Annotated in this window: 22 protein-coding genes, 1 tRNA gene and 4 pseudogenes; 18 read left to right on the forward strand and 9 right to left on the reverse strand. The window is 58.1% G+C overall.

Annotation, left to right across the window (positions count from 1 at the left end):
- Nucleotides 1-331: 331 nt before the first annotated feature.
- From thrS to AK821_RS07920, 9 genes are all read left to right on the forward strand, one after another.
- Entirely contained in the window at nt 332-2254 is a 1923-nt protein-coding gene (gene thrS / locus AK821_RS07880; RefSeq protein WP_007913488.1) for a threonine--tRNA ligase, read from the forward strand.
- A complete protein-coding gene (gene infC / locus AK821_RS07885; RefSeq protein WP_171057393.1) occupies nt 2254-2805 on the forward strand; it encodes a translation initiation factor IF-3 in 552 nt (183 codons plus the stop codon). Before thrS ends, infC begins: the two co-directional genes overlap by 1 nt.
- A 60-nt stretch (nt 2806-2865) precedes the next feature.
- On the forward strand, nt 2866-3060 hold the full coding sequence (gene rpmI, locus AK821_RS07890; protein ID WP_002553160.1) for a 50S ribosomal protein L35: 195 nt from the start codon (nt 2866-2868) through the stop codon (nt 3058-3060).
- A 28-nt stretch (nt 3061-3088) separates the two neighbouring features.
- Nucleotides 3089-3445 carry a 50S ribosomal protein L20 gene (gene rplT, locus AK821_RS07895; protein ID WP_007913489.1) on the forward strand — a complete coding sequence of 119 codons (357 nt, stop codon included), beginning with the start codon at nt 3089-3091 and terminating at the stop codon, nt 3443-3445.
- A 109-nt stretch (nt 3446-3554) separates the two neighbouring features.
- Nucleotides 3555-4571: a phenylalanine--tRNA ligase subunit alpha gene (gene pheS / locus AK821_RS07900; RefSeq protein ID WP_064389156.1), complete on the forward strand. Its 1017-nt coding sequence runs from the start codon at nt 3555-3557 to the stop codon at nt 4569-4571.
- A 26-nt stretch (nt 4572-4597) separates the two neighbouring features.
- On the forward strand, nt 4598-6976 hold the full coding sequence (gene pheT / locus AK821_RS07905; RefSeq protein ID WP_064389157.1) for a phenylalanine--tRNA ligase subunit beta: 2379 nt from the start codon (nt 4598-4600) through the stop codon (nt 6974-6976).
- Nucleotides 6977-6979: 3 nt separating this feature from the next.
- Nucleotides 6980-7282: an integration host factor subunit alpha gene (gene ihfA, locus AK821_RS07910; RefSeq protein ID WP_002553164.1), complete on the forward strand. Its 303-nt coding sequence runs from the start codon at nt 6980-6982 to the stop codon at nt 7280-7282.
- Complete coding sequence (locus AK821_RS07915; RefSeq protein ID WP_003179985.1) at nt 7263-7619, forward strand: MerR family transcriptional regulator; 357 nt, start codon at nt 7263-7265, stop codon at nt 7617-7619. Before ihfA ends, AK821_RS07915 begins: the two co-directional genes overlap by 20 nt.
- 89 nt (nt 7620-7708) lie before the next feature.
- Nucleotides 7709-7785: transfer RNA gene (locus AK821_RS07920), tRNA-Pro, on the forward strand.
- A gap of 79 nt (nt 7786-7864) precedes the next feature.
- On the opposite strand, the pseudogene AK821_RS29365 reads toward AK821_RS07920, so the two are convergent.
- Together AK821_RS29365 and AK821_RS07925 are read right to left on the reverse strand one after the other, a co-directional pair.
- Nucleotides 7865-8074 (reverse strand): annotated as a pseudogene (locus AK821_RS29365) (tyrosine-type recombinase/integrase); the annotation flags it as partial.
- Between the two features lie 28 nt (nt 8075-8102).
- Nucleotides 8103-8504: a hypothetical protein gene (locus AK821_RS07925; RefSeq protein ID WP_064389158.1), complete on the reverse strand. Its 402-nt coding sequence runs from the start codon at nt 8502-8504 to the stop codon at nt 8103-8105.
- Nucleotides 8505-8600: 96 nt separating this feature from the next.
- Between AK821_RS07925 and AK821_RS31365 the strand changes: the two are divergent.
- Nucleotides 8601-8780: pseudogene (locus tag AK821_RS31365) on the forward strand (hypothetical protein); the annotation flags it as partial.
- 452 nt (nt 8781-9232) lie between these two features.
- Here the strand turns inward: AK821_RS31365 and AK821_RS07935 are convergent.
- Nucleotides 9233-9520, reverse strand: a complete 288-nt coding sequence (locus AK821_RS07935) for a hypothetical protein (RefSeq protein ID WP_064389159.1) — start codon at nt 9518-9520, stop codon at nt 9233-9235.
- A 160-nt stretch (nt 9521-9680) separates the two neighbouring features.
- Here AK821_RS07935 and AK821_RS31370 point away from each other — a divergent pair.
- From AK821_RS31370 to AK821_RS07960, 5 genes and pseudogenes are all read left to right on the forward strand, one after another.
- A pseudogene (locus AK821_RS31370) lies at nt 9681-9893 on the forward strand (phage tail tip fiber protein); the annotation flags it as partial.
- 74 nt (nt 9894-9967) lie between these two features.
- Complete coding sequence (locus AK821_RS07940; protein WP_236708300.1) at nt 9968-10159, forward strand: YceK/YidQ family lipoprotein; 192 nt, start codon at nt 9968-9970, stop codon at nt 10157-10159.
- Between the two features lie 411 nt (nt 10160-10570).
- A complete protein-coding gene (locus AK821_RS07945; protein ID WP_064389161.1) occupies nt 10571-11176 on the forward strand; it encodes a hypothetical protein in 606 nt (201 codons plus the stop codon).
- 29 nt (nt 11177-11205) lie between these two features.
- A complete protein-coding gene (locus AK821_RS07950; RefSeq protein ID WP_064389174.1) occupies nt 11206-11535 on the forward strand; it encodes a hypothetical protein in 330 nt (109 codons plus the stop codon).
- A 266-nt stretch (nt 11536-11801) separates the two neighbouring features.
- On the forward strand, nt 11802-12596 hold the full coding sequence (locus AK821_RS07960; RefSeq protein ID WP_064389163.1) for a DUF6694 family lipoprotein: 795 nt from the start codon (nt 11802-11804) through the stop codon (nt 12594-12596).
- A gap of 65 nt (nt 12597-12661) precedes the next feature.
- Here AK821_RS07960 and AK821_RS07965 read toward each other — a convergent pair whose 3' ends face one another.
- Complete coding sequence (locus AK821_RS07965; protein ID WP_152974148.1) at nt 12662-13060, reverse strand: hypothetical protein; 399 nt, start codon at nt 13058-13060, stop codon at nt 12662-12664.
- A 52-nt stretch (nt 13061-13112) separates the two neighbouring features.
- Nucleotides 13113-13382 carry a hypothetical protein gene (locus AK821_RS07970; protein WP_064389165.1) on the reverse strand — a complete coding sequence of 90 codons (270 nt, stop codon included), beginning with the start codon at nt 13380-13382 and terminating at the stop codon, nt 13113-13115.
- Nucleotides 13383-13694: 312 nt separating this feature from the next.
- Between AK821_RS07970 and AK821_RS07975 the strand changes: the two genes are divergently transcribed.
- Complete coding sequence (locus AK821_RS07975; RefSeq protein WP_064389166.1) at nt 13695-14621, forward strand: alpha/beta hydrolase; 927 nt, start codon at nt 13695-13697, stop codon at nt 14619-14621.
- A gap of 341 nt (nt 14622-14962) precedes the next feature.
- Here the strand turns inward: AK821_RS07975 and AK821_RS07980 are convergent, their stop codons facing one another.
- From AK821_RS07980 to AK821_RS07995, 4 genes are all read right to left on the reverse strand, one after another.
- Nucleotides 14963-16414, reverse strand: a complete 1452-nt coding sequence (locus AK821_RS07980) for a curlin (RefSeq protein WP_064389167.1) — start codon at nt 16412-16414, stop codon at nt 14963-14965.
- Between the two features lie 28 nt (nt 16415-16442).
- On the reverse strand, nt 16443-16907 hold the full coding sequence (locus tag AK821_RS07985; protein WP_064389168.1) for a curlin: 465 nt from the start codon (nt 16905-16907) through the stop codon (nt 16443-16445).
- A 72-nt stretch (nt 16908-16979) separates the two neighbouring features.
- Nucleotides 16980-19208 (reverse strand): Ig-like domain-containing protein, encoded by a 2229-nt coding sequence (locus AK821_RS07990; RefSeq protein ID WP_064389169.1) that lies wholly within the window; start codon nt 19206-19208, stop codon nt 16980-16982.
- Between the two features lie 35 nt (nt 19209-19243).
- Nucleotides 19244-20590 carry a hypothetical protein gene (locus AK821_RS07995; RefSeq protein WP_064389170.1) on the reverse strand — a complete coding sequence of 449 codons (1347 nt, stop codon included), beginning with the start codon at nt 20588-20590 and terminating at the stop codon, nt 19244-19246.
- Between the two features lie 673 nt (nt 20591-21263).
- Here AK821_RS07995 and AK821_RS08000 point away from each other — a divergent pair.
- Entirely contained in the window at nt 21264-22712 is a 1449-nt protein-coding gene (locus AK821_RS08000) for a sensor histidine kinase (RefSeq protein ID WP_064389171.1), read from the forward strand.
- 366 nt (nt 22713-23078) lie between these two features.
- Nucleotides 23079-23896, forward strand: a pseudogene (locus AK821_RS08005) (copper oxidase); the annotation flags it as partial.

Consider the following 23896-nt stretch of genomic DNA (forward strand, 5'->3'; position numbering starts at 1 on the left):
GGCTGAAGGGCCGATCAAGTTCAGCACTCTGGCATAAAAACGGACGATTTGCCTTCTGGTCAAACAGAGGCATAAGTGACCGCTCATCTGTGCTAGCATGCCGGGCTCAAGCATTCTCAGGCTCCGGATGACACTCAGTCCCGGCAGCGGTCAGCGTGCGAATATTCTGATTTGAATCCCAGTCACTCTGGTTCGGTTTTCCGGTTGGCCGCAAGGCTCCTGCCGCTGTAAGGCAGGCGTTCGTCATTGAATGGCCTGGATCGGATCTTGTACTGGCTCATCCCAACCCACGTGACCTTTGGTAGGGGTCACCACTAGGAGAGGAGGCGCCATGCCAACTATTACTCTTCCCGACGGCAGTCAACGTTCATTCGATCATCCGGTTTCCGTAGCCGAGGTCGCCGCATCCATTGGTGCTGGCCTGGCCAAAGCCACCTTGGCCGGCAAGGTCAATGGCCAACTGGTCGACGCCAGCGACATCATCAGCAGCGACGCGACCCTGCAAATCATTACGCCAAAGGATGAAGAGGGGCTGGAGATCATTCGCCACTCTTGCGCTCACCTGGTTGGCCATGCGGTCAAGCAGCTGTACCCGACTGCGAAAATGGTCATCGGGCCGGTCATCGACGAAGGCTTCTATTACGACATCGCCTTCGAGCGTCCTTTCACTCCGGACGACATGGCTGCGATCGAACAGCGCATGCAGCAGCTGATCGAAAAAGATTACGACGTGATCAAGAAAGTCACTCCGCGCGCCGAAGTGATCGAAGTGTTCAAGGCCCGCGGCGAAGATTACAAGCTGCGCCTGGTCGAGGACATGCCGAACGAGCAGGCCATGGGTCTGTACTATCACGAAGAATACGTCGACATGTGCCGCGGTCCGCACGTGCCGAACACCCGCTTCCTGAAATCCTTCAAGCTGACCAAGCTGTCGGGCGCCTACTGGCGTGGTGACGCCAAGAACGAGCAGTTGCAGCGCGTTTACGGCACCGCTTGGGCCGACAAGAAGCAGCTGGCGGCTTACATCCAGCGCATCGAAGAAGCTGAAAAGCGCGATCACCGCAAGATCGGCAAGCGTCTGGGCCTGTTCCACACCCAGGAAGAATCCCCGGGCATGGTGTTCTGGCATCCGAACGGCTGGACTCTGTACCAGGTGCTCGAGCAGTACATGCGCAAGATCCAGCGTGACAACGGCTATCTTGAGATCAAAACCCCTCAAGTCGTTGACCGCAGCCTGTGGGAGAAATCCGGGCACTGGGCCAACTACGCCGACAACATGTTCACCACGCAGTCGGAAAACCGCGACTACGCCATCAAGCCGATGAACTGCCCGTGCCACGTGCAGGTGTTCAACCAGGGCTTGAAGAGCTACCGCGAGTTGCCGATGCGTCTGGCCGAGTTCGGTGCCTGCCACCGTAACGAGCCGTCGGGTGCGTTGCACGGCATCATGCGTGTGCGTGCGTTCACTCAGGACGACGCCCACATCTTCTGCACCGAAGAGCAGATGCAGGCTGAATCCGCTGCATTTATCAAGCTGACCATGGACGTTTATCGTGACTTCGGTTTCACCGATGTCGAGATGAAACTGTCCACTCGTCCGGAAAAACGCGTCGGTTCCGACGAGCTGTGGGATCGCGCTGAAGCTGCATTGGCTGCAGCCCTTGATTCTGCGGGCCTGCCGTACGATCTGCAGCCGGGCGAAGGTGCGTTCTACGGTCCGAAGATCGAATTCTCGCTGAAAGATTGCCTCGGTCGCGTCTGGCAATGTGGTACCTTGCAGCTCGATTTTAACCTGCCTGTCCGTTTGGGCGCTGAATACGTCTCTGAAGACAACAGCCGCAAACACCCAGTGATGTTGCACCGTGCGATCCTCGGTTCCTTCGAGCGTTTCGTCGGGATCCTGATCGAGCACTACGAAGGTGCGTTCCCTGCCTGGCTCGCGCCAACGCAGGCGGTGATCATGAATATCACTGATAAACAGGCAGATTTTGTTGCAGAAGTTGAAAAAACTCTCAACGAAAGCGGATTTCGTGCCAAGTCCGACTTGAGAAATGAAAAGATCGGCTTTAAAATCCGCGAGCATACTTTGCTCAAGGTTCCCTATCTCTTGGTTATCGGAGATAAGGAAGTCGAGATGCAGACTGTCGCTGTGCGTACTCGTGAAGGTGCTGACCTGGGCTCGATGCCCGTCGCCCAGTTCGCTGAGTTTCTCGCGCAAGCGGTTTCCCGGCGTGGTCGCCCAGATTCGGAGTAATTATTATTAAGCGTGAAATGAGACAAGATAAACGAGCTGCACCGAAAGCCCCGATCAACGAGAATATCTCGGCACGCGAGGTTCGGTTAATTGGCGCTGATGGCGAGCAGATTGGCATCGTCTCGATTGATGAAGCGCTTCGTATTGCTGAAGAAGCAAAGCTTGATCTGGTGGAAATCTCCGCAGACGCAATCCCACCGGTTTGCCGTGTGATGGATTACGGCAAATCGATCTTCGAAAAGAAGAAGCAGGTTGCCGCGGCGAAGAAGAACCAGAAGCAGATTCAGGTAAAAGAAATCAAGTTTCGTCCAGGGACGGAGGAAGGGGATTACCAGGTAAAACTGCGCAACCTGGTACGTTTCCTGAGTGATGGGGACAGGGCCAAGGTATCCTTGCGATTCCGCGGCCGTGAGATGGCCCACCAGGAGCTGGGGATGGAACTCCTCAAGCGGGTTGAAGCTGACCTGCTCGAGTACGGTTCGGTCGAACAGCATCCTAAGATGGAAGGACGCCAGCTGATCATGGTCATCGCCCCGAAAAAGAAGAAGTAATCAACAGGGCACGGCAGGCCTTCTGATTATGTTTATCAACTGAATGCGGAGTATCCGAACATGCCAAAAATGAAAACCAAAAGTGGTGCTGCTAAGCGGTTTCTGAAAACTGCTAACGGTATCAAGCACAAGCACGCTTTCAAGAGCCACATCCTGACTAAAATGTCGACCAAGCGTAAGCGTCAACTGCGCGGTAGCAGCTTGCTGCATCCGTCTGACGTGGCAAAAGTCGAGCGCATGCTGCGCCTTCGTTAATTTTAGTCAAGAATAGAGGAAGTAACTCATGGCTCGTGTAAAGCGTGGCGTCATTGCCCGTAAGCGTCACAAAAAAATTCTGAAACTTGCTAAAGGCTACTACGGCGCACGCTCCCGCGTATTCCGTGTTGCCAAGCAAGCGGTAATCAAGGCAGGCCAATACGCCTACCGTGACCGTCGTCAGAAAAAACGTCAGTTCCGCGCTCTGTGGATCGCTCGTATCAACGCTGGTGCTCGTGTTAACGGTCTGTCCTACAGCCGTTTCATCGCTGGCCTGAAAAAAGCGTCCATCGAGATCGACCGTAAGGTTCTGGCTGATCTGGCAGTGAACGAAAAAGCGGTGTTTGCTGCGATTGTCGAGAAAGCTAAAGCCACCTTGGCTTAAGTACCCCCGACAATCACCCGGCCTCACTTCCGTGGGGCCAGGTGGTAAACGTCTTAAATAGGGGAAGAGCCTTCAAGCTCTTCCCCTATTTTGTATCTGGAGTCTGTACATGGAAAACCTGGATGCGCTGGTCTCTCAAGCACTAGAGGCTGTGCAAAGCGCTGAAGATATCAATGCCCTGGAGCAAATCCGGGTTCAATACCTTGGCAAAAAAGGTGAATTGACTCAGGTGATGAAGACCCTGGGAAATTTGCCGGCAGAAGAGCGTCCGCAAGTCGGCGCCCTGATCAACGTTGCCAAGGAACGTGTCACAGGCGTACTCAATGCGCGCATGGCCCTGTTTGAAGAAGCCGAACTGGCTGCCAAACTGTCTGCCGAATCCATTGACGTGACGTTGCCGGGCCGTGGCCAGACCTGCGGTGGTCTGCATCCGGTAACCCGGACTCTGGAACGTGTTGAACAGTTCTTCACCCATATCGGCTACGGCATCGCTGAAGGCCCAGAGGTCGAAGACGACTATCACAACTTTGAAGCGCTCAACATCCCAGGCCATCATCCGGCCCGGTCGATGCACGATACCTTCTATTTCAACGCCAACATGCTGTTGCGCACCCATACCTCGCCGGTACAGGTCCGCACCATGGAATCGAAGCAGCCGCCGATCCGCATTGTCTGCCCAGGCCGTGTGTACCGCAGCGACTCCGATATCACCCACTCGCCGATGTTCCACCAGGTCGAAGGCCTGCTGGTCGATCGCGACATCAATTTCGCCGATCTCAAAGGCACCATCGAAGAGTTCCTGCGGGTGTTCTTCGAAAAAGAACTGGCCGTACGTTTCCGTCCTTCGTACTTTCCGTTCACCGAGCCATCCGCTGAAGTCGACATGGAATGCGTGATGTGCAGCGGCAAAGGCTGCCGCGTCTGCAAGCAGACTGGCTGGCTGGAAGTGATGGGCTGCGGCATGGTTCACCCGAACGTGTTGCGCATGTCCGGCATCGATCCGGAAGAGTTCTCCGGTTTTGCCTTCGGCATGGGCGTCGAGCGTCTGGCCATGCTCCGTTACGGCGTGAACGACTTGCGTCTGTTCTTCGACAACGACTTGCGGTTCCTCGCGCAATTTCGCTAGTCGTAACGAATTCTTAGGAGAGCAGGATGAAATTCAGTGAACAATGGCTGCGTGGCTGGGTTAGCCCGCAGGTAAATCGCGACGAGCTGGTTGCTCGTCTGTCGATGGCCGGTCTTGAGGTCGATAGCGTTACGCCGGCCGCCGGTGTTTTCAGTGGCGTGGTGGTGGGCGAGGTGCTGAGCACCGAGCAACATCCTGATGCCGACAAGTTGCGCGTGTGCCAGGTCAGCAATGGCGCGGAAACCTTTCAGGTCGTCTGCGGTGCGCCAAACGTGCGTCCGGGCCTGAAGATCCCGTTCGCAATGATCGGTGCCGAACTGCCGGGCGACTTCAAAATCAAGAAAGCCAAGCTGCGTGGCGTTGAGTCCAACGGCATGCTGTGCTCGCAAGCCGAGCTGCAGGTTGGCGAAGGCAACGACGGTCTGATGGAGCTGCCGGCCGATGCGCCGGTGGGCAAAGATTTCCGCGTGTATCTGGACCTGGAAGACGCCAGCATCGAAGTCGACCTGACTCCGAACCGTGGCGACTGCCTGTCCCTGGCCGGTCTGGCCCGTGAAGTCGGTGCGCTGTACGACGCGCCGGTCACTCGTCCGGTGGTCATGAGCATTCCTGCCGTGCACGACGAAGTGCGCTCGGTAGAAGTGTTGGCGCCAGCGGCATGCCCGCGCTACCTGGGGCGCGTTATCCGCAACGTTGACCTGTCCAAGCCTACGCCGCTGTGGATGGTTGAACGTCTGCGTCGTGCCGACGTGCGCAGCATCGACGCTGCCGTCGACATCACCAACTACGTGATGCTGGAACTGGGGCAGCCTCTGCACGCTTTCGATCTCGCCGAAATCAATGGCGGCATCCGCGTGCGCATGGCGGAAGAGGGCGAGAAGCTGGTGCTGCTCGACGGTCAGGAAGTCAGCCTGCGTAGCGATACGCTGGTGATTGCCGACCACACTCGCGCCCTGGCGATTGCCGGTGTGATGGGTGGCGAGCACAGCGGTGTTTCCGCGACCACTCGCGATGTATTCCTGGAAAGTGCGTTCTTCGACCAGATTGCTGTGGCGGGCAAGGCTCGTTCGTACGGCCTGCACACCGACGCTTCGCACCGCTACGAGCGTGGTGTTGACTGGCAACTGGCCCGTGAAGCCATGGAGCGCGCCACTGGCCTGCTGCTGGAAATCACCGGTGGTGACGCCGGCCCGATCATCGAGACCGTGAGCGAGCAGCACCTGCCGTCGATCGCACCGATCACCCTGCGTTCCCAGCGCATTACCCAGATGCTCGGTATGGAAATGGATTCAGCCCAAGTCGAGCGTTTGCTCGGCGGACTGGGTCTGGGTATCACTGCCGACGGTGAAGGTCAGTGGCGCGTAGAAGTACCAAGCCATCGCTTCGACATCAGCCTGGAAGTCGATCTGATCGAAGAGCTGGCCCGTCTGTACGGCTACAACCGTCTGCCGGTTCGTTACCCGCAAGCGCGCCTGGCGCCGCAAGCCAAGGCTGAAGCGCGTAGCGATCTGCCGGAACTGCGTCGTCTGCTGGTCGCGCGTGGTTATCAGGAAGCGATCACTTACAGCTTCATCGATCCACGTCAGTTCGAGCTGTTCAATCCGGGTGTTGAGCCGCTGTTGCTGGCCAATCCGATCTCCAATGACATGGCAGCCATGCGCTCGTCGCTGTGGCCGGGTCTGGTCAAAGCGCTGCAGCACAACCTCAATCGCCAGCAGGATCGCGTGCGTCTGTTCGAAAGCGGTCTGCGCTTCGTCGGTCAGCTCGAAGGCCTGAAGCAAGAGCCGATGCTGTCCGGTGTGGTTTGCGGTAGCCGTCTGCCGGAAGGCTGGGCGCAAGGTCGCGACACCGTCGACTTCTTCGACGTCAAAGCTGACGTGGAAGCGGTGCTGGGCTTTGCCGGTGCACTGGATTCATTCACCTTCGCACCGGGCAAACACCCAGCGCTGCATCCGGGTCAAACCGCGCGCATCGAGCGAGAAGGGCGTGAAGTCGGCTTCATCGGTGCTATCCACCCGGAATTGTCGAAAGCTTTGGGTCTGGATCGTCCCGTATTCGTTTTCGAGCTGGTTCTGGCTGAAGTGGCGCTCGGTAAAATGCCGAAATTCCACGAGTTGTCGCGCTTTCCTGAAGTGCGTCGTGACCTTGCACTGATCGCGCACAAAGACGTTGCAGCCTCGGCTGTACTGGACGTAATCCGTGAAAATGCAGGCGAATGGCTCACAGATCTCAGGCTGTTTGACGTATATCAGGGTAAAGGCATTGATCCTGATAGAAAAAGCCTTGCAGTTGGCTTGACCTGGCAGCATCCATCGCGCACTCTTAATGACGATGAGGTGAATTCGACGACGCAAAATATCCTCACCTCGCTCGAACAAAGGTTGAACGCCACGTTAAGGAAGTGACGTATGGGGGCTTTGACGAAAGCTGAGATGGCGGAACGTCTGTATGAAGAGCTGGGCCTGAACAAGCGGGAAGCCAAGGAATTGGTAGAACTGTTTTTCGAGGAAATCAGGCACGCTCTTGAAGACAACGAGCAGGTCAAATTGTCCGGTTTCGGCAATTTCGACCTTCGGGACAAACGCCAGCGGCCTGGCCGCAACCCGAAAACGGGGGAAGAAATCCCGATCACGGCTCGCCGTGTGGTCACCTTTCGTCCAGGGCAGAAGTTGAAGGCCCGAGTTGAGGCTTATGCTGGAACCAAGTCATAACGACGAACTTCCCGTTATCCCGGGCAAACGCTACTTCACCATCGGTGAAGTCAGCGAGCTGTGTGCCGTAAAGCCACACGTGCTGCGCTACTGGGAGCAGGAGTTTCCTCAACTCAACCCCGTCAAACGCCGCGGAAACCGCCGGTATTATCAGCGCCAGGACGTGCTGATGATCCGGCAGATCCGCGCGCTCCTTTACGATCAAGGTTTTACCATCGGCGGCGCACGCTTGCGCCTGTCCGGCGATGAAGCCAAAGATGACACCACCCAATACAAGCAGATGATCCGGCAGATGATTGCCGAGTTGGAAGACGTGCTGGTGGTACTCAAGAAATAAAAAGCTGCTTTTGAATACTTCCAGTTTTCAAAAGCTTGCGCTATATTCTTGAGCGCTCTTCGAGGTGAAGAGCGAGTTGCAAGATCAGTCGGGGCGTAGCGCAGTCCGGTAGCGCACTAGCATGGGGTGCTAGGGGTCGAGTGTTCGAATCACTCCGTCCCGACCATATAATTCAATGACTTAGGCCAATGTTCGCAGCATTGGCCTTTTTCATGCGCGTGACATTTGCGTGACTTCTCCATTTCTCACGCTTGCTTCCTCTTCAAAATTGTCAGCACCGGCCCACGTGAATCGGTTGCTGATACCATGTTCGCAGCCTCAATCAGATGCCCGAGCTCAGCGCCCGAATGGTGACTGGTGATGCTGCCGTTCTTGTGGCCCAGAAGTGCCTTTCGGTCTTCTTCGGCCACACCCGCCGCTCGAAGGCGACGGCCAAACGTGTGTCGCGTCAAATGAAAGACGTTAGCCGGTGTGCCACCTGCGTCAGGCTCTTTGCCTTTTCAACGTAACGGCGAGCATGGCTGTCGAGACTATTCCAGGCATTAGGAATATGCACGTGAGTTCGGGAAGCCCGCGCAGGTAGTAGGCGAGAAACATTCCCCAGATCATGGCTACCACAGCAGCCAATGCAAGTGATCGAGGGTTGCGCACGTTTGGTGAGGCTGCCATCGCAAGAGCATAAATTTTCCAGGCTGACCATATCCCAAGCAGCGAGATGATAAATGCGCCTATACCTCCCAGTAGAACTAGAGGGGGCTCTGGGATGACGAAAAAGAGTGGAATGAACAAAGCCACGATGCCAGCTGCGAAGAGGAGGGTGATTGGCACAAACCCGACAAGTGCTCCGATTGTCAGCGCGACTCGCAATTTTGTCAGGTTTTCCATTTCCTACCTTTAGTTCTGCACCGTTGTTTACGCGGACTTAATACCGGCAACAAGCCATTATTTCAAGCCCAAAGGGGACTATGGGCAGGCCATTATGATCTCTATAACGGTATGCATCCGGAATGCACTTTAGGTGCGCTGACCCTCATTGGGTCGGAGGGCGAAGTGATGGTGTTCGGGCTTGGCCCCAAGTGCGACGACCTGCAGTGTCTGGGTGCAATGCGCCTTGGTGAGCAGAAGTTGATTGATGTGCTGCTGGGTGGCGGGGAAGAGTAGGTGTGCCGCAGGTAAGTGCGGCACCGATGAGTCACTTAAGTTTCGTCGCTGCCTGGATGTAATCGGCGTATTTTGACAGTAGTTTCAGCTCAGCCTCGAGGTTCGTAGGCGTCGGCCCGGCCGCTTTTCTGGCTATCAACTCAAGAGCTGCAGAAACAACTAGGACTCTTCTGCCTTCCGACTTCGTCTTGTAGTAAGCCGCAGACTCAAAAATGCATTCTTTGATGGATAGGCTGTCTGAAGTTTTTTGCTTCGGTTGTGACGGGGGCGGCAGGCTTTTTTGTCGATTCAGTCATTTAATTAAAGCCTTTTCATTTATGGTTTCCGTTAGATAGAGGCAAAGTGACATCTTTTCAAGCCGTACGTTTGGGCATACAAGAGACAATTTATGACAACCAAGCAACCCGACTAGGAGGCATCGACTCCCTCTCTGTCGGGCCGCTGTAAGTTGCCTACGGGCTGAGGTGCTTGAAGAGGCACTGACCAACAGGTTGACCATAGGCTGCGCATTCGGCTTGGATCTCGGTTAACCCCTGAGCGAAGCTTCCAATGCACAGACCCAAAAGTGCCGCAATGACGACATAGGCCCACACGCGATCAGTTGGCATCGACTGACGTTTCATCCACGAATCTGCGCATCTTGCTCCGTAAAACAGAAAGTACAGCGCAATCAGCGCAGCGACGCCGATTGCCGAGTAAAAACCCAGCGAAAAGATACTAAGGGGTTTAAGAAACTCCATTGCACATCTCCTTTTTTAAGTGAGGCTCGATTGAAGCACTCTGGCATCACGCCCGCCACTCAACTGCGTGTAGTTTCTAGCGCTCGGGTGGCCTGATCACAGGACGCACTCCAATGCACAGGCCCGTGCCTCCCACGTCACTCCTTGTAGTGTCTGAGCTATCGGCCTCGGTATCGAAAACACCGGTGCCGGGCTGCAAAGCCAGTTCCTGGTCAGCGCCGATCGATTCGCAATCGTCAACACCATTGCCGGCGGCGCAATCTCGGTGCTGTTCGCAGTGCAGGGCGGTCACGGTTTACAGTTCACCAACAATAGCAACGGCGTCACCATCGACTCAGAGTTCGCGCGGGTTGTGTCGGGGCAGGTGACCAACTTTCCCCGATGACGTCTACAGATCACACAATGGGAAAGTGATAAGGAAGTTACGTGCTACGGAAGCTCATTTTGATGTTGGCTATTTCACAGTTGAGTGGCTGCGCCTGGCTTGGCGCGGTTACCAATCCGAACAGCTCATATGACTGCTATGACGGTGTTGATGGTGAATACGACCTTTGGATGTTTCTCGGCCCGCTTGTGTTCATCGACTTACCATTTACCTTCGTAGCTGACACCATCTCGCTGCCGTTTTGCGCGCTTTGACGCCAGTCCCCTAGACATCGATTCGACACTTGAGTCGTTGCAGGCGGGCGCTATAGGTCGCCGTTTTGTCCACGTCGGGGTGTGACCTGGCAGGTGCCAATCCCTACATCAGCCCAGTTTATTGCTCGGGCTTCGCTGCTTGGAAGCTCGCCGCTTGGCGGCGGGATTCAGATCACAGCCCGATGTGCTCTCACAGAGAGGATCGGGCTGTTAACGACAGGCTGTTGTGGCGCTCGTTGCTCAGTCGTAAATGCCGTAGTTGAAATCGTCCTCGTCGCAGTCAACGACAATCTTCGCGGAAGGCTTTTGCAGTTGATCCCGCAGGCAGATTCGTACAGGGTGGGTGGATTATGCGCTGCAGAAATCAGCTGCAATGATTCATGCTTTTTTTGAAAGTTTAAGGATGATTCGATGAAAGCCGCTCTGATCATTTCGGCATGCCTCTTTGCATCCGGTTGCGCCCAGATTGTTCCGGTCGTTAATGAAGCCGAACAGCAAAAATATGATCCTGCCTCTACTGCTCGAATCAGGGTTTATTCAAACCCCAATATCCGGGCTTCCTACACGCCAGGTAAATCTTGTGAAGAGTACAAAGCGAACGCTGATGCAGAGGTCAGCCGAAAAAAAGGTCAGGTGAATCTGCTAGGCATGTCGCCCGGGCAGTATGAAAACGAAGTCATCGGAATGCGCCCTTCGTGGCACTCCGCGCATTTGTCTTATAGAGAGAAATACTCGGAGCTTGTCCTGCCAGCGGGCGTGCCAACGGTAATCTCGATAATCTCCTTCCAAGGGGTCATGTGTAATGCACCTGCACGATCCTTTACTCCTCGAGCCGGAAAAGATTACGAGGCCTATCTTGCGTTTCAGACAAAGCATGCAGCGCTCGGTATCTGCCAAGTGGTCATTCAAGAGTTGAGCGATCGTGAAACTCCGGAGCCCGATGAGGTGGTCAAAACTGGCATCTGTGTCCCGGTAGGGGAAAGCCGCTTGGGTAATTGGCGGACTGAAAACAAGTGAATATGAATCCCTCTTCGAGTTCGCTAACCATGAACAGCATTCCCCACCTGAACGATCTCCTGTTCTCGCACAACTGTGTCATCTCAATCAACATCGAGATGCAGGATTTCAAGTACGACCTGTCGTTAACCATGTCGTCCTCCAACGATCCAGAAACAGCCGCTGTCACGGTAAAATTCCATGACGTCAGCGCACTGCACCTGAAAGGCTTCGGCGGTGGACTAACTCAATTCATGGATCTGAGCGTGAGCCGAATCGACGATGGTCTCGACAGAGTCAGATATGAGCTGAGGGATGTTGAAGAAGAAAAAATCTCGTTCTACTTCTTCAGCTTCAGCACAACTGTTCAAAAGGTATGAACATGCTGAATTTAGCAGGATCCTCGTGCCAACTGCAGGCGCGCATTCAGCAACGATTCACGCCTCGCCACCGACGCAATGGCGGTATTGCGCTGCTCGTTGGCTGGGCTGTCGGGATGATGGTCTATCCCGGTCAATATCTGCTTTATCCCGCTATATGCGGGATCATCACCTTGTTCAGCAGCATGGATAGAGTATCGAAACAGCGACTTTTTTAGCACCTTTGCTCTTTACCCGAATTCGCTTTGCCATCAGGAGAAAAACAAATGAAACGGATGTTGTTGATCGGGCTGTTCGCAGCATTACTTACCGGTTGTGGCGATCCAAAACTGGACGCAACCACTGAAGCATCCTTGCAGGAGTCCTCTAAAAAGGTTGCTGAAAAGCTCTCTCCAGACGAGAAGAAACAGTTCTCGGCAGACCTGATGCTGATTGCCTTGAGCAATCTGAGTCTCGGCAATACGTCGCTGGTCGGCGTGCAGCAGAGCAACAGTTTAAGCCTGGATGGAAAGACCGCTGCCGACGTAAATACGATGGCAGCGACCATTCGCGCAGCGACCGAGCAGAAGAAAAAACAGCAGGCGTTATTGGAAATCAAGGAACTGAAATCCAAGGCTGCTTCTGCCGAAATCGCGAAAAACGAGCTGGCGAAGTTTGCCGTATCGAGGTCCAGGCTTCTGGAGCAGCAAGCTGACAAGTACTCCAAGATCGCTCAGCCGGTTATTGAGTTGACTGTGCAGAATGGCACTTCGCATCCAGTCTCGCGCGCATACTTCAAGGGCACCATTGCCAGCCCTGAACGAGCGGTTCCATGGTTTGTCGACGCTTTCAATTATGAAATAAGTGGTGGTCTGGAGTCTGGTGAAAGTGCGACCTGGCAACTTTTGCCCAACAAATTCGGTAAGTGGGGCAAGATTGAAGCGCCGGCTGGAGCCATTTTTACCGTCGAGGTCTACCGGCTGGATGGCCCGGACGGCAAAGCGCTTTTTGATGCCGGCGGCCTAAGTGAGAGCGAACAGGCGCGACTGGATGCCCTGCAAAATCAGTATGGCCCGACTTGATCGCCTGACTCACAAAAAAAACCCGCCTCGGCGGGTTTTTTCTGTCTGTTGATCCACATAACCCTTCAGGTAGTTTTGCCCGAGGTCTTTTGCGCGGCATCAATGCAAAGCGAGTAATACGTCTGCTGAAATTCATCGACCAAGCCCTGTCGCATCTTGGCGTCGGGTTGCTGCGGGAATTCATAGGCCTTTCCGATCAAACTTTTGTACAAACTGCCTACGTATTCACTTTCTTTTCCGGCGGCGTCGGCCATCTCCAGCACGGTTGTACGGGGTACGCCTTCTTGTCTGGCATTCATGATTGCTCTGGCCGAGTTTTCTACTCGTTTGCACTCTTCCAAAAGCTCGTTGGGCAGATTGGCGCTGTTAGCCGCAAGGCTGGTGAACATTAGCGTTGCTGCTACAAAAATTCGTTTGATCATGACGCGCCATCCCTGATTTAGAGCCTGAACTTTACCATTCATGGCTCAGCGCCACCATCTGCCGAGTTTGCTCAAGTTAACGGCCAGAGAGAATTCATTGCCCGGATTTTTTCATATCTCCAGAATCACTCGAACCCTCGGCATCCTTCTGCGTCTCGTGCGCTTCAGCCCCGGAATTGGAGCCCGAAGCCTCTTCTCCTTTCTTGTTCGCTTTTTCTTCTTTCGACTCCGACCCTCCCTGATTCACTCCCGGAATTGCCGTCGGCGGCACCGAAGAACCGCTGGTTTTTTCCACGGCAAGTGCAAACAGCGGGCAGATCGAAATCAGGCCAGCCAGCCCGATTACAGCCATTTTATTGTTCATGAGATTGTTTTCCGAGCAAGGGCATGTACTGCATTGGAAGAACCAAAGAGCTGATCGTGCGAATCATCAGACCGGCGGCATCCCCCTATCGGACTATGCAGGCGCGCTCCGCCAGACGAATAGAAGGCGCCGCCCTCACCCAATCATGACCCCCGCCGAGTCGGCGGCGCAGTTGTCTGCGGCCATCGCCGCGAAGCGCTTTTTGGGGGTTACTGCACAAGGGCTTTGAAGCGGCACTGCAGCTTCGTGTACAAAGCATCCTCGAAGAATCCAGCCCACAGTTTCAAATGTCAGATGTTAAGGAAGACGTCCATGCCAATCGATAAACAGATCGCCCCGATACTCCAGCAATTCAGCGAGCTGCCAGCACCCGATTACGGCCAGCTCGATGCCGCGCAATACCGGCAGTTTTTCGACAACATGCAGCCGGTCATTCCCGGTGAACCGATGAGCGAGGTGCGCAATCTGCGCGTTGCCGGCGCGGTCGGTGAACTCGATGCGCGACTGTATCGACCCTCGGAAGAACACGATTTACCGCTGTTGGTGTATTTCCACGGTGGCGGTTTCGTCGTTGGCAACCTCGATACCCACGACAATATTTGCCGCTCGCTGGCGCGCCAGACCGAAGCAGTGGTGGTGTCGGTGGCTTATCGCCTGGCACCGGAGCATCCGTTCCCGGCAGCACCGCTGGACTGCTATCAGGCGACATGCTGGCTGGTTAAGCACGCGGCCGAGTTGGGTGTCGATGGCAGTCGTCTCGCCTTGGCCGGGGACAGCGCGGGCGGCAACATGGCGCTCGCGGTCAGTCAATTGGCGGCACAGCACCAAAAGCCGAAGATCAGCTACCAGTGCTTGTTCTATCCGGTGACCGACGCACGTAACGACAGTCCATCCTATGCGGAATTTGCCGAAGGGTTTTTCCTCACGGCGAACATGATGGACTGGTTCTGGCAGCAATATCTGCCAAAGGCCGGGCAGGGCGATGATCCGCTGGCCTCGCCGTTACGCGCCGCAAGTCTGGCGCAGATGCCACCGACTACGTTGATCACTGCCGAATTCGATCCGCTGCGCGATCAGGGCGAGGCGTTTGCCCGGCGCCTGCGAGAAGCTGGCGTGAGCGTCCGTGACCAGCGCTGCGACGGCATGATTCATGGGTTCATCAGCATGGCGCCGGTGGTCGAGCGCGCCGCGCAAGTGCTGTCCGAGGCCGCCGCCGATTTGCGTCGGGCGCTCATCTGACACGCTCGATTCAGGTTGCGGTCGACCCGGCCATTTCCGCCGAAATCGCGCCGGGTTACACCATCAGCGAGGCCGGCGGCCCCCGTCCCACCGCGCACTGCTCGGCGACCCGCGCCACGCCCCCCGGCGCGCGTCATCTGCCGCACTCAAACTGGCAAAAAGGAATCCGTGCAGGAGCAAAGCTCGCTCGCTAAAGCGTTCGTTCCGCCAGAAAACATTCCTTTTTCTGTAGGACGTGGCTGATCCGAAGCGTTAAAGAACACGTGTCGTTGATCGGTCCTGCGGACACAAAAAACCGCGACCCCCTCACCAGAGAATCGCGGCCTACCAACACCCAACCCCTACTGCTGCAAAACCGTCGCCTGGTTGGCCGAGCCGAACTGCTGAATATTTGCCGTTTGCGTCACGCCACTCTGATCGACGTTGGCAATGTTCCCGGTACCGCCCTGGGTCACGTACGCCACGTTCATGGTGTCGGTCTGTTTGACCGTGATCATGTTGTCGCTGCCATACAACTGTGCGGTATACGCCTGGTTGCCCGAACCGGACTGATCGAACTCTGCGCTGTTGCCCGTGCCGTTCGATGAGCCCTGCACCAGGTTGGTGGTCCCGCGCTGATCGGAGATCAGAATGTTGTCACTGCCATTCTGATCAAAGTACAGCTCGTTATACGACTCAGCCTGGCTGACCGTGGTCTTGTTGCCCGTGCCAGTCTGATGCGTGGTCATCACTTGGCCGACGCCATCCTGAGTGAAGCTGGCGATGTTGCCATTGCCCGCCTGAGTAACCGTCGCACGCTGGCCGCTGCCGAACTGCCCACCCGACTGCGGGCCTTTCCAGTTGCTGGCGTAAACCTTGTTGTCATTGCCTACCGAAGTGGCGTTGAGCACATGGCTGTCGCCGTTCTGGTAGGTGAAGTGCACGTTGCCGTTACCCACCTGGTACAGCGCCAGCGTCGAGTTGACCGACTCGAACTGGTCGGCGTAGATCGCGTTGCTGTTGCCGACCTGGGTGACGGCGGCGCTGTTGTTTTCGCCAAAGCTCTGGTCGACCACGGTTTCGTTGCTGTCACCGTACTGGTTGACGGTGGCCTGGCTTGCCAGTTGCGAGTCTTGCCAGATTTCAGTGCCGTTGAGGTTGCCGAACTGGTTGATGGTGATGTTGCCGCCGGTGCCGTTGCGTTGGTCGCCGTAGGCGTAGTTGCCTTCGCCGGCCTGGTTGATGCCGATCTGGCCGCCGTTGTGCAGCACTTGTTCGGCGGTGCCGTAGTTGGCGGTGCCGTACTGGGTGATCACCGCGCTGTTGCCGCTGCCTTCATAGAGTTGCTCGATGTTGGCTTCGTTGCTGTCGCCGAACTGCAAGGTTTTGCCTTCGCTGCCGTTCTGCGAGTCCTGATAGACGAACGAGAAGTTGCCGGTGCCTTGCTGCTGTTGCAGCGCGTTGTTCGGTGAGCCGAAGCCCAACGACTGGCTGGCATGGGCGGTGTTGAAGGCGCCGACTTGTTGCTGGGTGATGGTGGCGTTGTCTTCGTAAAGCTGTTCGGCGTAACCGGCGTTGTAGTCGCCGACGGCGTCCTGGGTGATCACGCTGGTGGCGTGGTCTTGCACGGCGGCGGCGTCGTTGCCCTGGCCCAGTTGGGTCTGGGTGGCGCTGCTGAACGGTGCCTGGGTCTGTTTCACATCCGCAATGTTGGCGGTACCGGCCTGGCTCTGAGTGGACAGGCTGTCGTCGGCCATGGCCTGGGCACTGATCATGACCAGCAGGGCGGCGGTGAGGGGCGTCAGTTTGAACATGATTGAACTCTCCGATGATTTGCAGTGCTTAGCGATATTGCTTGACCGAAACGCTCATGCCGTTGCCCGACTGGGTCACGGCGCTTTGCAGCCCCGCGCCGGCCTGCTCGATGCTGGCGTCGTTGTTGTTGCCGTTTTGCGAAATCTGCGCGCGGTTATGGCTGCCGTTTTGCGTGATCGCGGCGGAATTGCCGGAACCGTTCTGGTTGATCAGGGCCATCAGGTCGCTGCCCTGTTGCAGGATGTACGCCTCCTGATTGCTGCCCGACTGCACGATCTGCCCGAGCAGCGACTGACCGTTCTGTTGCAGCAGGGCGACGTTGGCCTGGCCAAGCTGGTCGATCAGGGCTTGCTGACCCACCGGTGGGGGCAGTTCGCCGAGGTCGCTGCTGGTCGGGGCCAGGTCGTCGTTGTCCATCAGGTCTTCGCCGCGCACACCCGCACTGCCGCACAGCAGAAGCAGGCAAAGCAGGGCGGCGGTCGGCGTGTTCATGGCTCACATCCTGTCAGGCGTTAACCGGTTTCAAATTAGCCCCAGCCACCCGAGAGCGGCTGGGGATCTGGCCTACAGCGTGGTCACCGAGACTGTGCGCACCGTGCCTTGGGACGAACGGATCGTCGCGGTCGGGTTGGCCGATGGCACTACCAGCGTGTTGTTCAGCGTCAGCCGCCAGCGTCCGGTCAACGGCACCGTGGTGGTGCCAAGGGTGACCAGCCCGGTCGGGGTGGTGACCTGCACGGTGATGGTGTTGCCGGTGGTCACCGACGAAGTACCGGTGAAGTCCCAGTTGAAGCGCCCGCCGGAGCGTGCCTGCACCGTAGAAGCGGTGACGGCGAACGTTTCCGCCGCTGGTCTTGGCGACACTTGCACCGTGACCGTGGCCGGCGTCGACAGGGCACCGAAGTTGTCCCGGGCGATGTAGGTGAAGGTCGTGGTGAACGCCGTGGTCACGGTGGCCGGTGGGGTGTAGGTGATCACCGTGCCGTTGCTGCTGACCGTGCCGCGACCAGCGGCGGGTTGGGTCAGGCTGGCGACGGCCAGAGGCACGTTGCCTTCCGGGTCGGTGTCGTTGGCCAACACGTTGATCGGGATCGCCACACCGAGCGTGGCGACGGCGTCAGCGACGGCGGTCGGTGCCTGGTTCGGTGCGACGGTAATCGTCACGGTGGCCGGGTTGGCCGAAGCCAGGCCTTTGGCGTCCTGCGCCTTGTAGGTAAAGGTCGTGGTCAGTGGCGCGTTCACCACCGCTGGCGGGGTGTAGACCACGGCAGCGGTGCCGCTGAGGGCGACGGTGCCTTGGCCGGCTGCCGGTTGGGTCAACGCGGTGATGCCCAGCGGATTATCGCCATCGGGATCGCTGTCGTTGGTCAACAGGCTGAGGGTGATCGGCACGCCGAAGCTGGTGCTGCCGGTGTCCGCGTTGCTGATTGGCGCCTGGTTTTCACCAGTGTCCGGCGCAGTGCCGACCACGACGACAGCCTCGGTGTCACTGCCGCCGGCGGCGGATTTCACCGTCACGGTGGCCGGTGGCTGAGTCAGGTCGGCAACGGTAATGCGCTGCAGGGTGCCGGTCTTCGACAGACGTCCGTAGCCTTGGGCAACCATGTCCGGAATCGCCACTTCATCGCTCGATGTCGCTTCGATCAACAGGCTTTTGTTGGCCCAGCTGTAGCGCGCGGTTTGTACTTTCACGACGTCGGTGAGCTTGGCCGATACGGCGGTCGGACGCGTGGTACCGGTGGGGTTGGTCGCGGTCACGACGACTACCGGAGGTACCGCGCCAGTGCCCAATCGGTGGCCGAAGAACAGGCCGTTGTTGTCACCCAACAGGCTGGTCTGGCACGGCGTCGGCGGTGGGCCGGGCAGCAGCGCCACGCTTTCGCGGAAGCACAGACTTGAGCTGTTAGCCGCTTTGGCGAACACTTCGGCACGCACGCCGGCAGCGGTGCGGCGGTAGGTGGCGCGGTCGATTTCCACTTGGGTTTGCTGGCGGTTGTCGAGCACTTTGCCGGACAGGCTGAACACGTTGGACTGGATGGTTCCGGCAGGCCCGGTGATCCGCAGGAAGTTGGTGTTGAACGGGCTGCCCGTCACCGCTTCGTTGAGGTTCGGGTCGCCGACAAACGTTTCCGTGGCACCGGTGTCCGGGTTCACTTCGGTGTAGGGGCCGTTGACGCTGCGCAGGAACGGGCCGATGGCACCACCGACAGCGCCGGAGAAATTACCCGGCGCGCCAATGCCGATGTCGCGAGTGATGTTGATCGCTCGCCGACCGGGGGCGGTGACGTTGACCGTTTCCACGCCATAGGGGTGAGTGATGGTGTAGGTGCCGGCAACGGGCACGTTCACCCGGATGCGAATCCGCGCGAAGCTTTGCTGATCACCATCCACAGGATTTTCCGAGGCGAACGCTGCTTCTATCCCGGCGACATAAGCATCCACGCCATAGCCGGCAGGATTGTCGGCAATTGCGGTTTCGGCCAGGAACCAGAAGGCTTCCGGCGGCCAGTTGTCAGGGAAAATCATCGGCTGGGCGTCGTCGTAGATCCCCGGCTCGGCGAGCAGGATGCACATGTAGGCCGGCGGCGTGGTAGCCGCCACGCGCGAGCTGGCCGCGCGCGACTGACAGAGCTCCATCGACAGCTGATTTTCGTCCTGATACCACATCGGGAATTTCCCGGTGGCGAAGGTGTAGGGGCCGGGGTCGACGGCGGCGAGTTGCGCATAGGCACTGCCGGTCAGCGAGAGAGCGAGCCCGAGCGCGTTGAGCGCAAAGCGTGGCCACTTGTTCATGATGCCTCCTGATGCGGATCTGGGCATGTGAGCGTTCATTGCACGATGACCACTTCTTCGGTGTCGCTGCCGCCGTTGGACGACGTCACGCGAACCCGGGACGGCGGAATCGGCGAGATCCCGGTGGCCAGCGTTTTCACCGCGCTGGCGCCACCGAGTGCACCGATTGCGGCGCCGCTGCCGGCGGTGGCGGTGGGTAGTGGCGGGGAGGGTTCGCCGCTGGTCGAGGCTACGACGGTGAGTTGTCCGGAGCTCAGGCTGTATTGAGCGCTCTGGATCACCACTAGGTCGGTCAGGGCCATGGGCAGGGTGGTCGGCGTGCTGCTGGCGATGGCCAGGTGGTTGTCGGCGGTCACCTGCAGCGTGGTCGGCAAGGTCGGGTTGGCCGACGCTTGCGCGTACCAGCTACCGGTGCTGTTGGCCTCGGTCATGTTCAGCACGGGCGTGCTGCTGGTGATGGCCGCTGTGCCCGGGGCTGGCGGTGCAAGGACGAAAACGTCTTGCTGCGCCACCGGTGCGCTGTCGCCGGCCTTGCGTGAGTAGGTGCTGCGCTGCGCGATCATCGGCGTGGGTCGAACCACGGTCGACAACTTGCCGGAGACGGCAAAGGTGGTGGCGCGCAGATCCAGACCGTTCGGGCCTTCGATGCGCACGTAGTTGGTGTTGAACGGGCTGCCAGTGACCGCCTCGCTGAGGTTCGGGTCGCCAACGAATTGTTCGGCGGCACCGGTCAGCGGGTTGGTCTCGGTGTAGGGGCCGTTGACGCTGCGCAGGAACGGGCCGATGTCACCCTTGAGCGCGCCGTCGTAGGTTTTCGGCGTGCCGATGCCGATGTCGCGGGTCATGTTGATTGCACGGCGGCCGGGGGTGTCGATGTTGAACACGTCGACGCCGTACGGGTGGGTGATGACGTAGGTGCCGGCGGTCGGCACATCGACGCGAATACGGATTCGCGCGAAGCTGACTTGATCGCCCTCGACCGGTTCCTCGGCAGCGAATGCGGCTTCGATGGCGCTGACGTAGGTCAGGTCAATGCCGCGTGCGGCGTCGACAAGGGTGGTCTCGCCGGTGAACCAGAACGCTTCATCGGGGAAGTTGCTCGGGAACACGATCGGCTGGGCGTCATCGAACACCCCGGGAGTTGGCAGCAGCGAGCACATGTACGACGGCGCGCCGGGAGCGCTGGGCACCCGCGAGCTGAGTGCTTTGGACAGGCACAGATCCAGCGTGCGACCGTGGGTGTCCTGATACCAACTGGCGAAACCACCGGTGGCCGGCGCGTACGGGCCCGGATCAACAGCAAACAAAGCGGCCTGGGCAATGCCCTGGGCCAAGGCGCTCACGACCAGGACGGTCGCGGTTTTGGACAGTAAAGGGTGCATGAGTTAATCCCTCTATCAAAGTACCTGCCCCTTGGGGATGGGTCAGTTGAAGGGGCCTGTACACCTTCCATGCCAAGGTGCGGTGAATGGGCGGGAGAAGGCCGGATTAGAAGGGTTTGCAGGAATGAAGCTGGGGTTTTTGGCCCGCGGGGAAAGGGCGTCATTCCCCAGAATCGGGGACGGTGGGGATGACCATCATTGTCCGCCTTACACAACCCCCCTGTAGGAGTTAGCCTGCTCGCGATAGCGGTCACCCTGTACCAAAAATCTCAGCTGACCCACCGCGATCGCGAGCAGGCTCACTCCTACAGGGTTCTTCGGTGAACACAAAACAGGTGAGCGAACCAGGCCAATTTGGGAGCGGGCCTGCTCGCGAATGCGGACTTCCTGTGACGAAAATGTCGACTGACCTGCCGCCTTCGCGAGCAAGCTTCTTCGGTGTAAACAAAATATGTGGGCGACCGAGATCCCTGTAGGAGCTGCCGCAGGCTGCGATCTTTTGATCTTGATTTAATAAGACAGGATCAAAAGATCGCAGCCTCGTTTCACTCGACAGCTCCTACAGGGACTTGTGGTGGTTTGGGAGGTGTATATCGGGGCGATATCCCCGCAACCGGGCAAACCCCCACCCGTGGGCTATAACCCTATAGGGACGTATAGAGAAGTCGCCGCCATGAACATGCAGTCGAAATCGCTACCGGTCGAGGAGGGCAATCTGCGCTTGAGCTCGCGCAAGCAGTCGTTCAACCTGCTGCGCTGGTTTTCGCTGATCAGCATGGCGGTGATTGGTACCGTGGCCATTGCGCTTGGCGCGGTGTCGACGCGTTTTGTCATTGATGAAAGCGTGCAGCGTGATGCCTTGCTCACCGCACAGTTCATTCAGGCGATCGCCTCGGCCGAGGTGCGCCATGTGTCGATTCCCAACGTGCGGACCATGGGGGAATTGCTTGACCCACGTCAGGACACGAACTTTCCCGAGGTCAGTCCGCAAGCCCGGGCCGATGCTCGGGGCGAGTTTCTCGATCACATCGAACACTTGCCGGACGTGATTCTCGCCAATATTTATGCGCCCGACCGCCAGGTGATCTGGTCAACCAACCCCGCGCTCATTGGCACCAACATTCATGCCGATGAAGACCTCGATCGCGCCTTTAACGAAAAAATCCCCGTTTCTGCCAGTTACCACGATGTCGACAAGGCCCGCGAAGAACAGAAATTCATCACGCCGCCGGACTACATCTTCATCGAGAACTACATCCCGCTGTTCGACGCCGAGGGCAAGAACGTCACAGCAATGGTCGAGATTTACAAGGAACCCAAGGATCTGATCGCGCGCATGGAGCGCGGGATGGTGCTGATCTGGCTGGCCACCGCGCTCGGCGGCGGGCTGATTTATTTGGGCCTGTACTGGATCGTGCGGCGTGCGGCGATTCTGCTCGCGGCCCAGCAAAAACAACTGATCGCCAATGAAACCTTTGTCGCCCTGGGCGAGATGTCTTCAGCGGTGGCGCACAGTTTGCGCAATCCGTTGGCGACGATTCGTTCCAGCGCTGAACTGGCGCTGGAATTCGACGCCGGCCCGGCAGAAAAGAACATCAACGACATCATTGGTCAGGTCGATCGCATGTCGAAATGGGTGCGCGAACTGCTGCAATCGCTGCGACCACTCAACGATGATCCGGAACCGGTGAACCTGGTGGCGGCGTTGCACGAAAGCCTGGTGGCGTTCGAACAACAGATCGCCAGGGCCGGGGTGAGGGTGGTGTTTCATCCGCAACACACGCCGATGGTGCTCAGCCAACCGGTGCAACTGACGCAGATCCTCAACAGCCTTTTGGCCAATGCACTCGAAGCGATGGACAAGGGCGGCACATTGACCGTCAGCCTTGAACCAAGCGATGACCGGGGTGTGTGCGTGGTGCTCAGCGATACCGGTAAAGGCATGAACGAAGAGCAACGGACCATGGCCTTCCGGCCGTTTTTCACCACCAAAACCGGTGGTCTGGGCGTCGGCCTGGTGCTGGTCAAACGCATCATGGAACGCTTCGGTGGCGGCGTGACCCTCGACAGCCGCGAAGGCGAGGGCACCACCGTGCGCCTGGCCTTTCAACTCGTCCCCTGAACCCCACATTCCCTGTAGGAGCCGCCGAAGGCTGCGATCTTTTGATCTTGATCGTTCCCACGCTCTGCGTGGGAATGCCTCAAGGGACGCTCCGCGTTCCAATGGGACGCAGAGCGTCCCGGGCTGCATTCCCACGCAGAGCGGGGGAACGATCACTCTTAAAGATCGCAGCCTGCGTCAGTTGGTACACAAGTTTATAAACGCCGCAAAAACTTATGAACTTCCCCCACCAGTGGGTGTCAAGCCCCGGTCACCGGGAAGTGGGGAAACCCACAGCATCCCCAAGCCCCTGTTACAACTGGAAATAATTTCTTGGCGCACTAGTTGCAAAACACCATCACCCCTTCCTTGATGAGGCGGCTGGTGATGGATAGAACAACGCGTGACCCAAGCAACACCTTCCTGCTGACGCCGTTGAGCGTCTTTCTGATGTTGACCCTCGGCACCATGGCCGGCGTCCGCGCCAGTCCCATTGATGACGAGCGACAGCCAGAAGTCTCCGATCCCTCGGCTTACTACGACGAACCGGCCGACCGCGCTGGCGCGCTAAACGCCATTCTGACCATGCCGGAGGCCAACGAAGACTCCTTCGATCTACCTGACGGGGTCAAAGGCGATCGCGCTGAAACGCGTATCGAAAACGTCCTGCCACCCTCCGTGCAGACCAGTTTCAACTACCCCACCAACGGCAAGCCGAGCCCGCTCTATGGCGCGCAGCCGTTCACCCAGCAGTTGACCCTGTTCGAAGAGTTCGGCCCGGAAAAACTCGACCCGACCACCCCGGCCGCGCCGCTGCCGTTTCCACCAGCGGCGATCGGCCCGGCACCGGCCCAAGATCCGAACAACATCGCCCGCAGCGCGCCGCCCGGCACTGCGCTTGATGCGTTCCTGCGGCAACCCGGTCTGACGCCATTCCCCAGCCAGTTCGCCAACGTCGTCGACCGCAATCCGTGGCAGGCGCAGATCGAGGTGTACCTCAACCGCCATATCGGCTCGTCCGCCGAAGGGCGGCCACCAGGAAAAGGCTGGGCGCACCAGCGCTGGAACGAGTTCTACCCGCAAGTCGCCTACAAAACCGTGCAGACCGGCGCGCGCCTCAATGGTGGCCTGCGCGGCAATGGGGGAATGCCCCCCTATCCCCCCGGGGAGGTGCGCGCCCGCCGCCCGCATCCCACACGCGCCAC

Source organism: Pseudomonas sp. RIT-PI-r (genome assembly GCF_001297015.1).
Lineage (GTDB): Bacteria > Pseudomonadota > Gammaproteobacteria > Pseudomonadales > Pseudomonadaceae > Aquipseudomonas.

What these genes read in the sequence shown, in the direction of transcription:
- AK821_RS07975 (WP_064389166.1), top strand. Translation starts at nt 13,695, where the DNA reads ATGCCAATCGATAAACAGATCGCCCCGATACTCCAGCAATTCAGCGAG.
- thrS (WP_007913488.1), top strand. Translation starts at nt 332, where the DNA reads ATGCCAACTATTACTCTTCCCGACGGCAGTCAACGTTCATTCGATCAT.
- AK821_RS07990 (WP_064389169.1), bottom strand. Translation starts at nt 19,208, where the DNA reads ATGAACAAGTGGCCACGCTTTGCGCTCAACGCGCTCGGGCTCGCTCTC.
- AK821_RS07940 (WP_236708300.1), top strand. Translation starts at nt 9,968, where the DNA reads ATGTTGGCTATTTCACAGTTGAGTGGCTGCGCCTGGCTTGGCGCGGTT.
- AK821_RS07950 (WP_064389174.1), top strand. Translation starts at nt 11,206, where the DNA reads ATGAACAGCATTCCCCACCTGAACGATCTCCTGTTCTCGCACAACTGT.
- rplT (WP_007913489.1), top strand. Translation starts at nt 3,089, where the DNA reads ATGGCTCGTGTAAAGCGTGGCGTCATTGCCCGTAAGCGTCACAAAAAA.
- ihfA (WP_002553164.1), top strand. Translation starts at nt 6,980, where the DNA reads ATGGGGGCTTTGACGAAAGCTGAGATGGCGGAACGTCTGTATGAAGAG.
- AK821_RS08000 (WP_064389171.1), top strand. Translation starts at nt 21,264, where the DNA reads ATGAACATGCAGTCGAAATCGCTACCGGTCGAGGAGGGCAATCTGCGC.
- AK821_RS07915 (WP_003179985.1), top strand. Translation starts at nt 7,263, where the DNA reads ATGCTGGAACCAAGTCATAACGACGAACTTCCCGTTATCCCGGGCAAA.
- AK821_RS07985 (WP_064389168.1), bottom strand. Translation starts at nt 16,907, where the DNA reads ATGAACACGCCGACCGCCGCCCTGCTTTGCCTGCTTCTGCTGTGCGGC.
- pheT (WP_064389157.1), top strand. Translation starts at nt 4,598, where the DNA reads ATGAAATTCAGTGAACAATGGCTGCGTGGCTGGGTTAGCCCGCAGGTA.
- AK821_RS07925 (WP_064389158.1), bottom strand. Translation starts at nt 8,504, where the DNA reads ATGGAAAACCTGACAAAATTGCGAGTCGCGCTGACAATCGGAGCACTT.
- pheS (WP_064389156.1), top strand. Translation starts at nt 3,555, where the DNA reads ATGGAAAACCTGGATGCGCTGGTCTCTCAAGCACTAGAGGCTGTGCAA.
- AK821_RS07960 (WP_064389163.1), top strand. Translation starts at nt 11,802, where the DNA reads ATGAAACGGATGTTGTTGATCGGGCTGTTCGCAGCATTACTTACCGGT.
- AK821_RS07970 (WP_064389165.1), bottom strand. Translation starts at nt 13,382, where the DNA reads ATGAACAATAAAATGGCTGTAATCGGGCTGGCTGGCCTGATTTCGATC.
- AK821_RS07980 (WP_064389167.1), bottom strand. Translation starts at nt 16,414, where the DNA reads ATGTTCAAACTGACGCCCCTCACCGCCGCCCTGCTGGTCATGATCAGT.
- AK821_RS07945 (WP_064389161.1), top strand. Translation starts at nt 10,571, where the DNA reads ATGAAAGCCGCTCTGATCATTTCGGCATGCCTCTTTGCATCCGGTTGC.
- AK821_RS07965 (WP_152974148.1), bottom strand. Translation starts at nt 13,060, where the DNA reads ATGAATGGTAAAGTTCAGGCTCTAAATCAGGGATGGCGCGTCATGATC.
- AK821_RS07995 (WP_064389170.1), bottom strand. Translation starts at nt 20,590, where the DNA reads ATGCACCCTTTACTGTCCAAAACCGCGACCGTCCTGGTCGTGAGCGCC.
- rpmI (WP_002553160.1), top strand. Translation starts at nt 2,866, where the DNA reads ATGCCAAAAATGAAAACCAAAAGTGGTGCTGCTAAGCGGTTTCTGAAA.
- AK821_RS07935 (WP_064389159.1), bottom strand. Translation starts at nt 9,520, where the DNA reads ATGGAGTTTCTTAAACCCCTTAGTATCTTTTCGCTGGGTTTTTACTCG.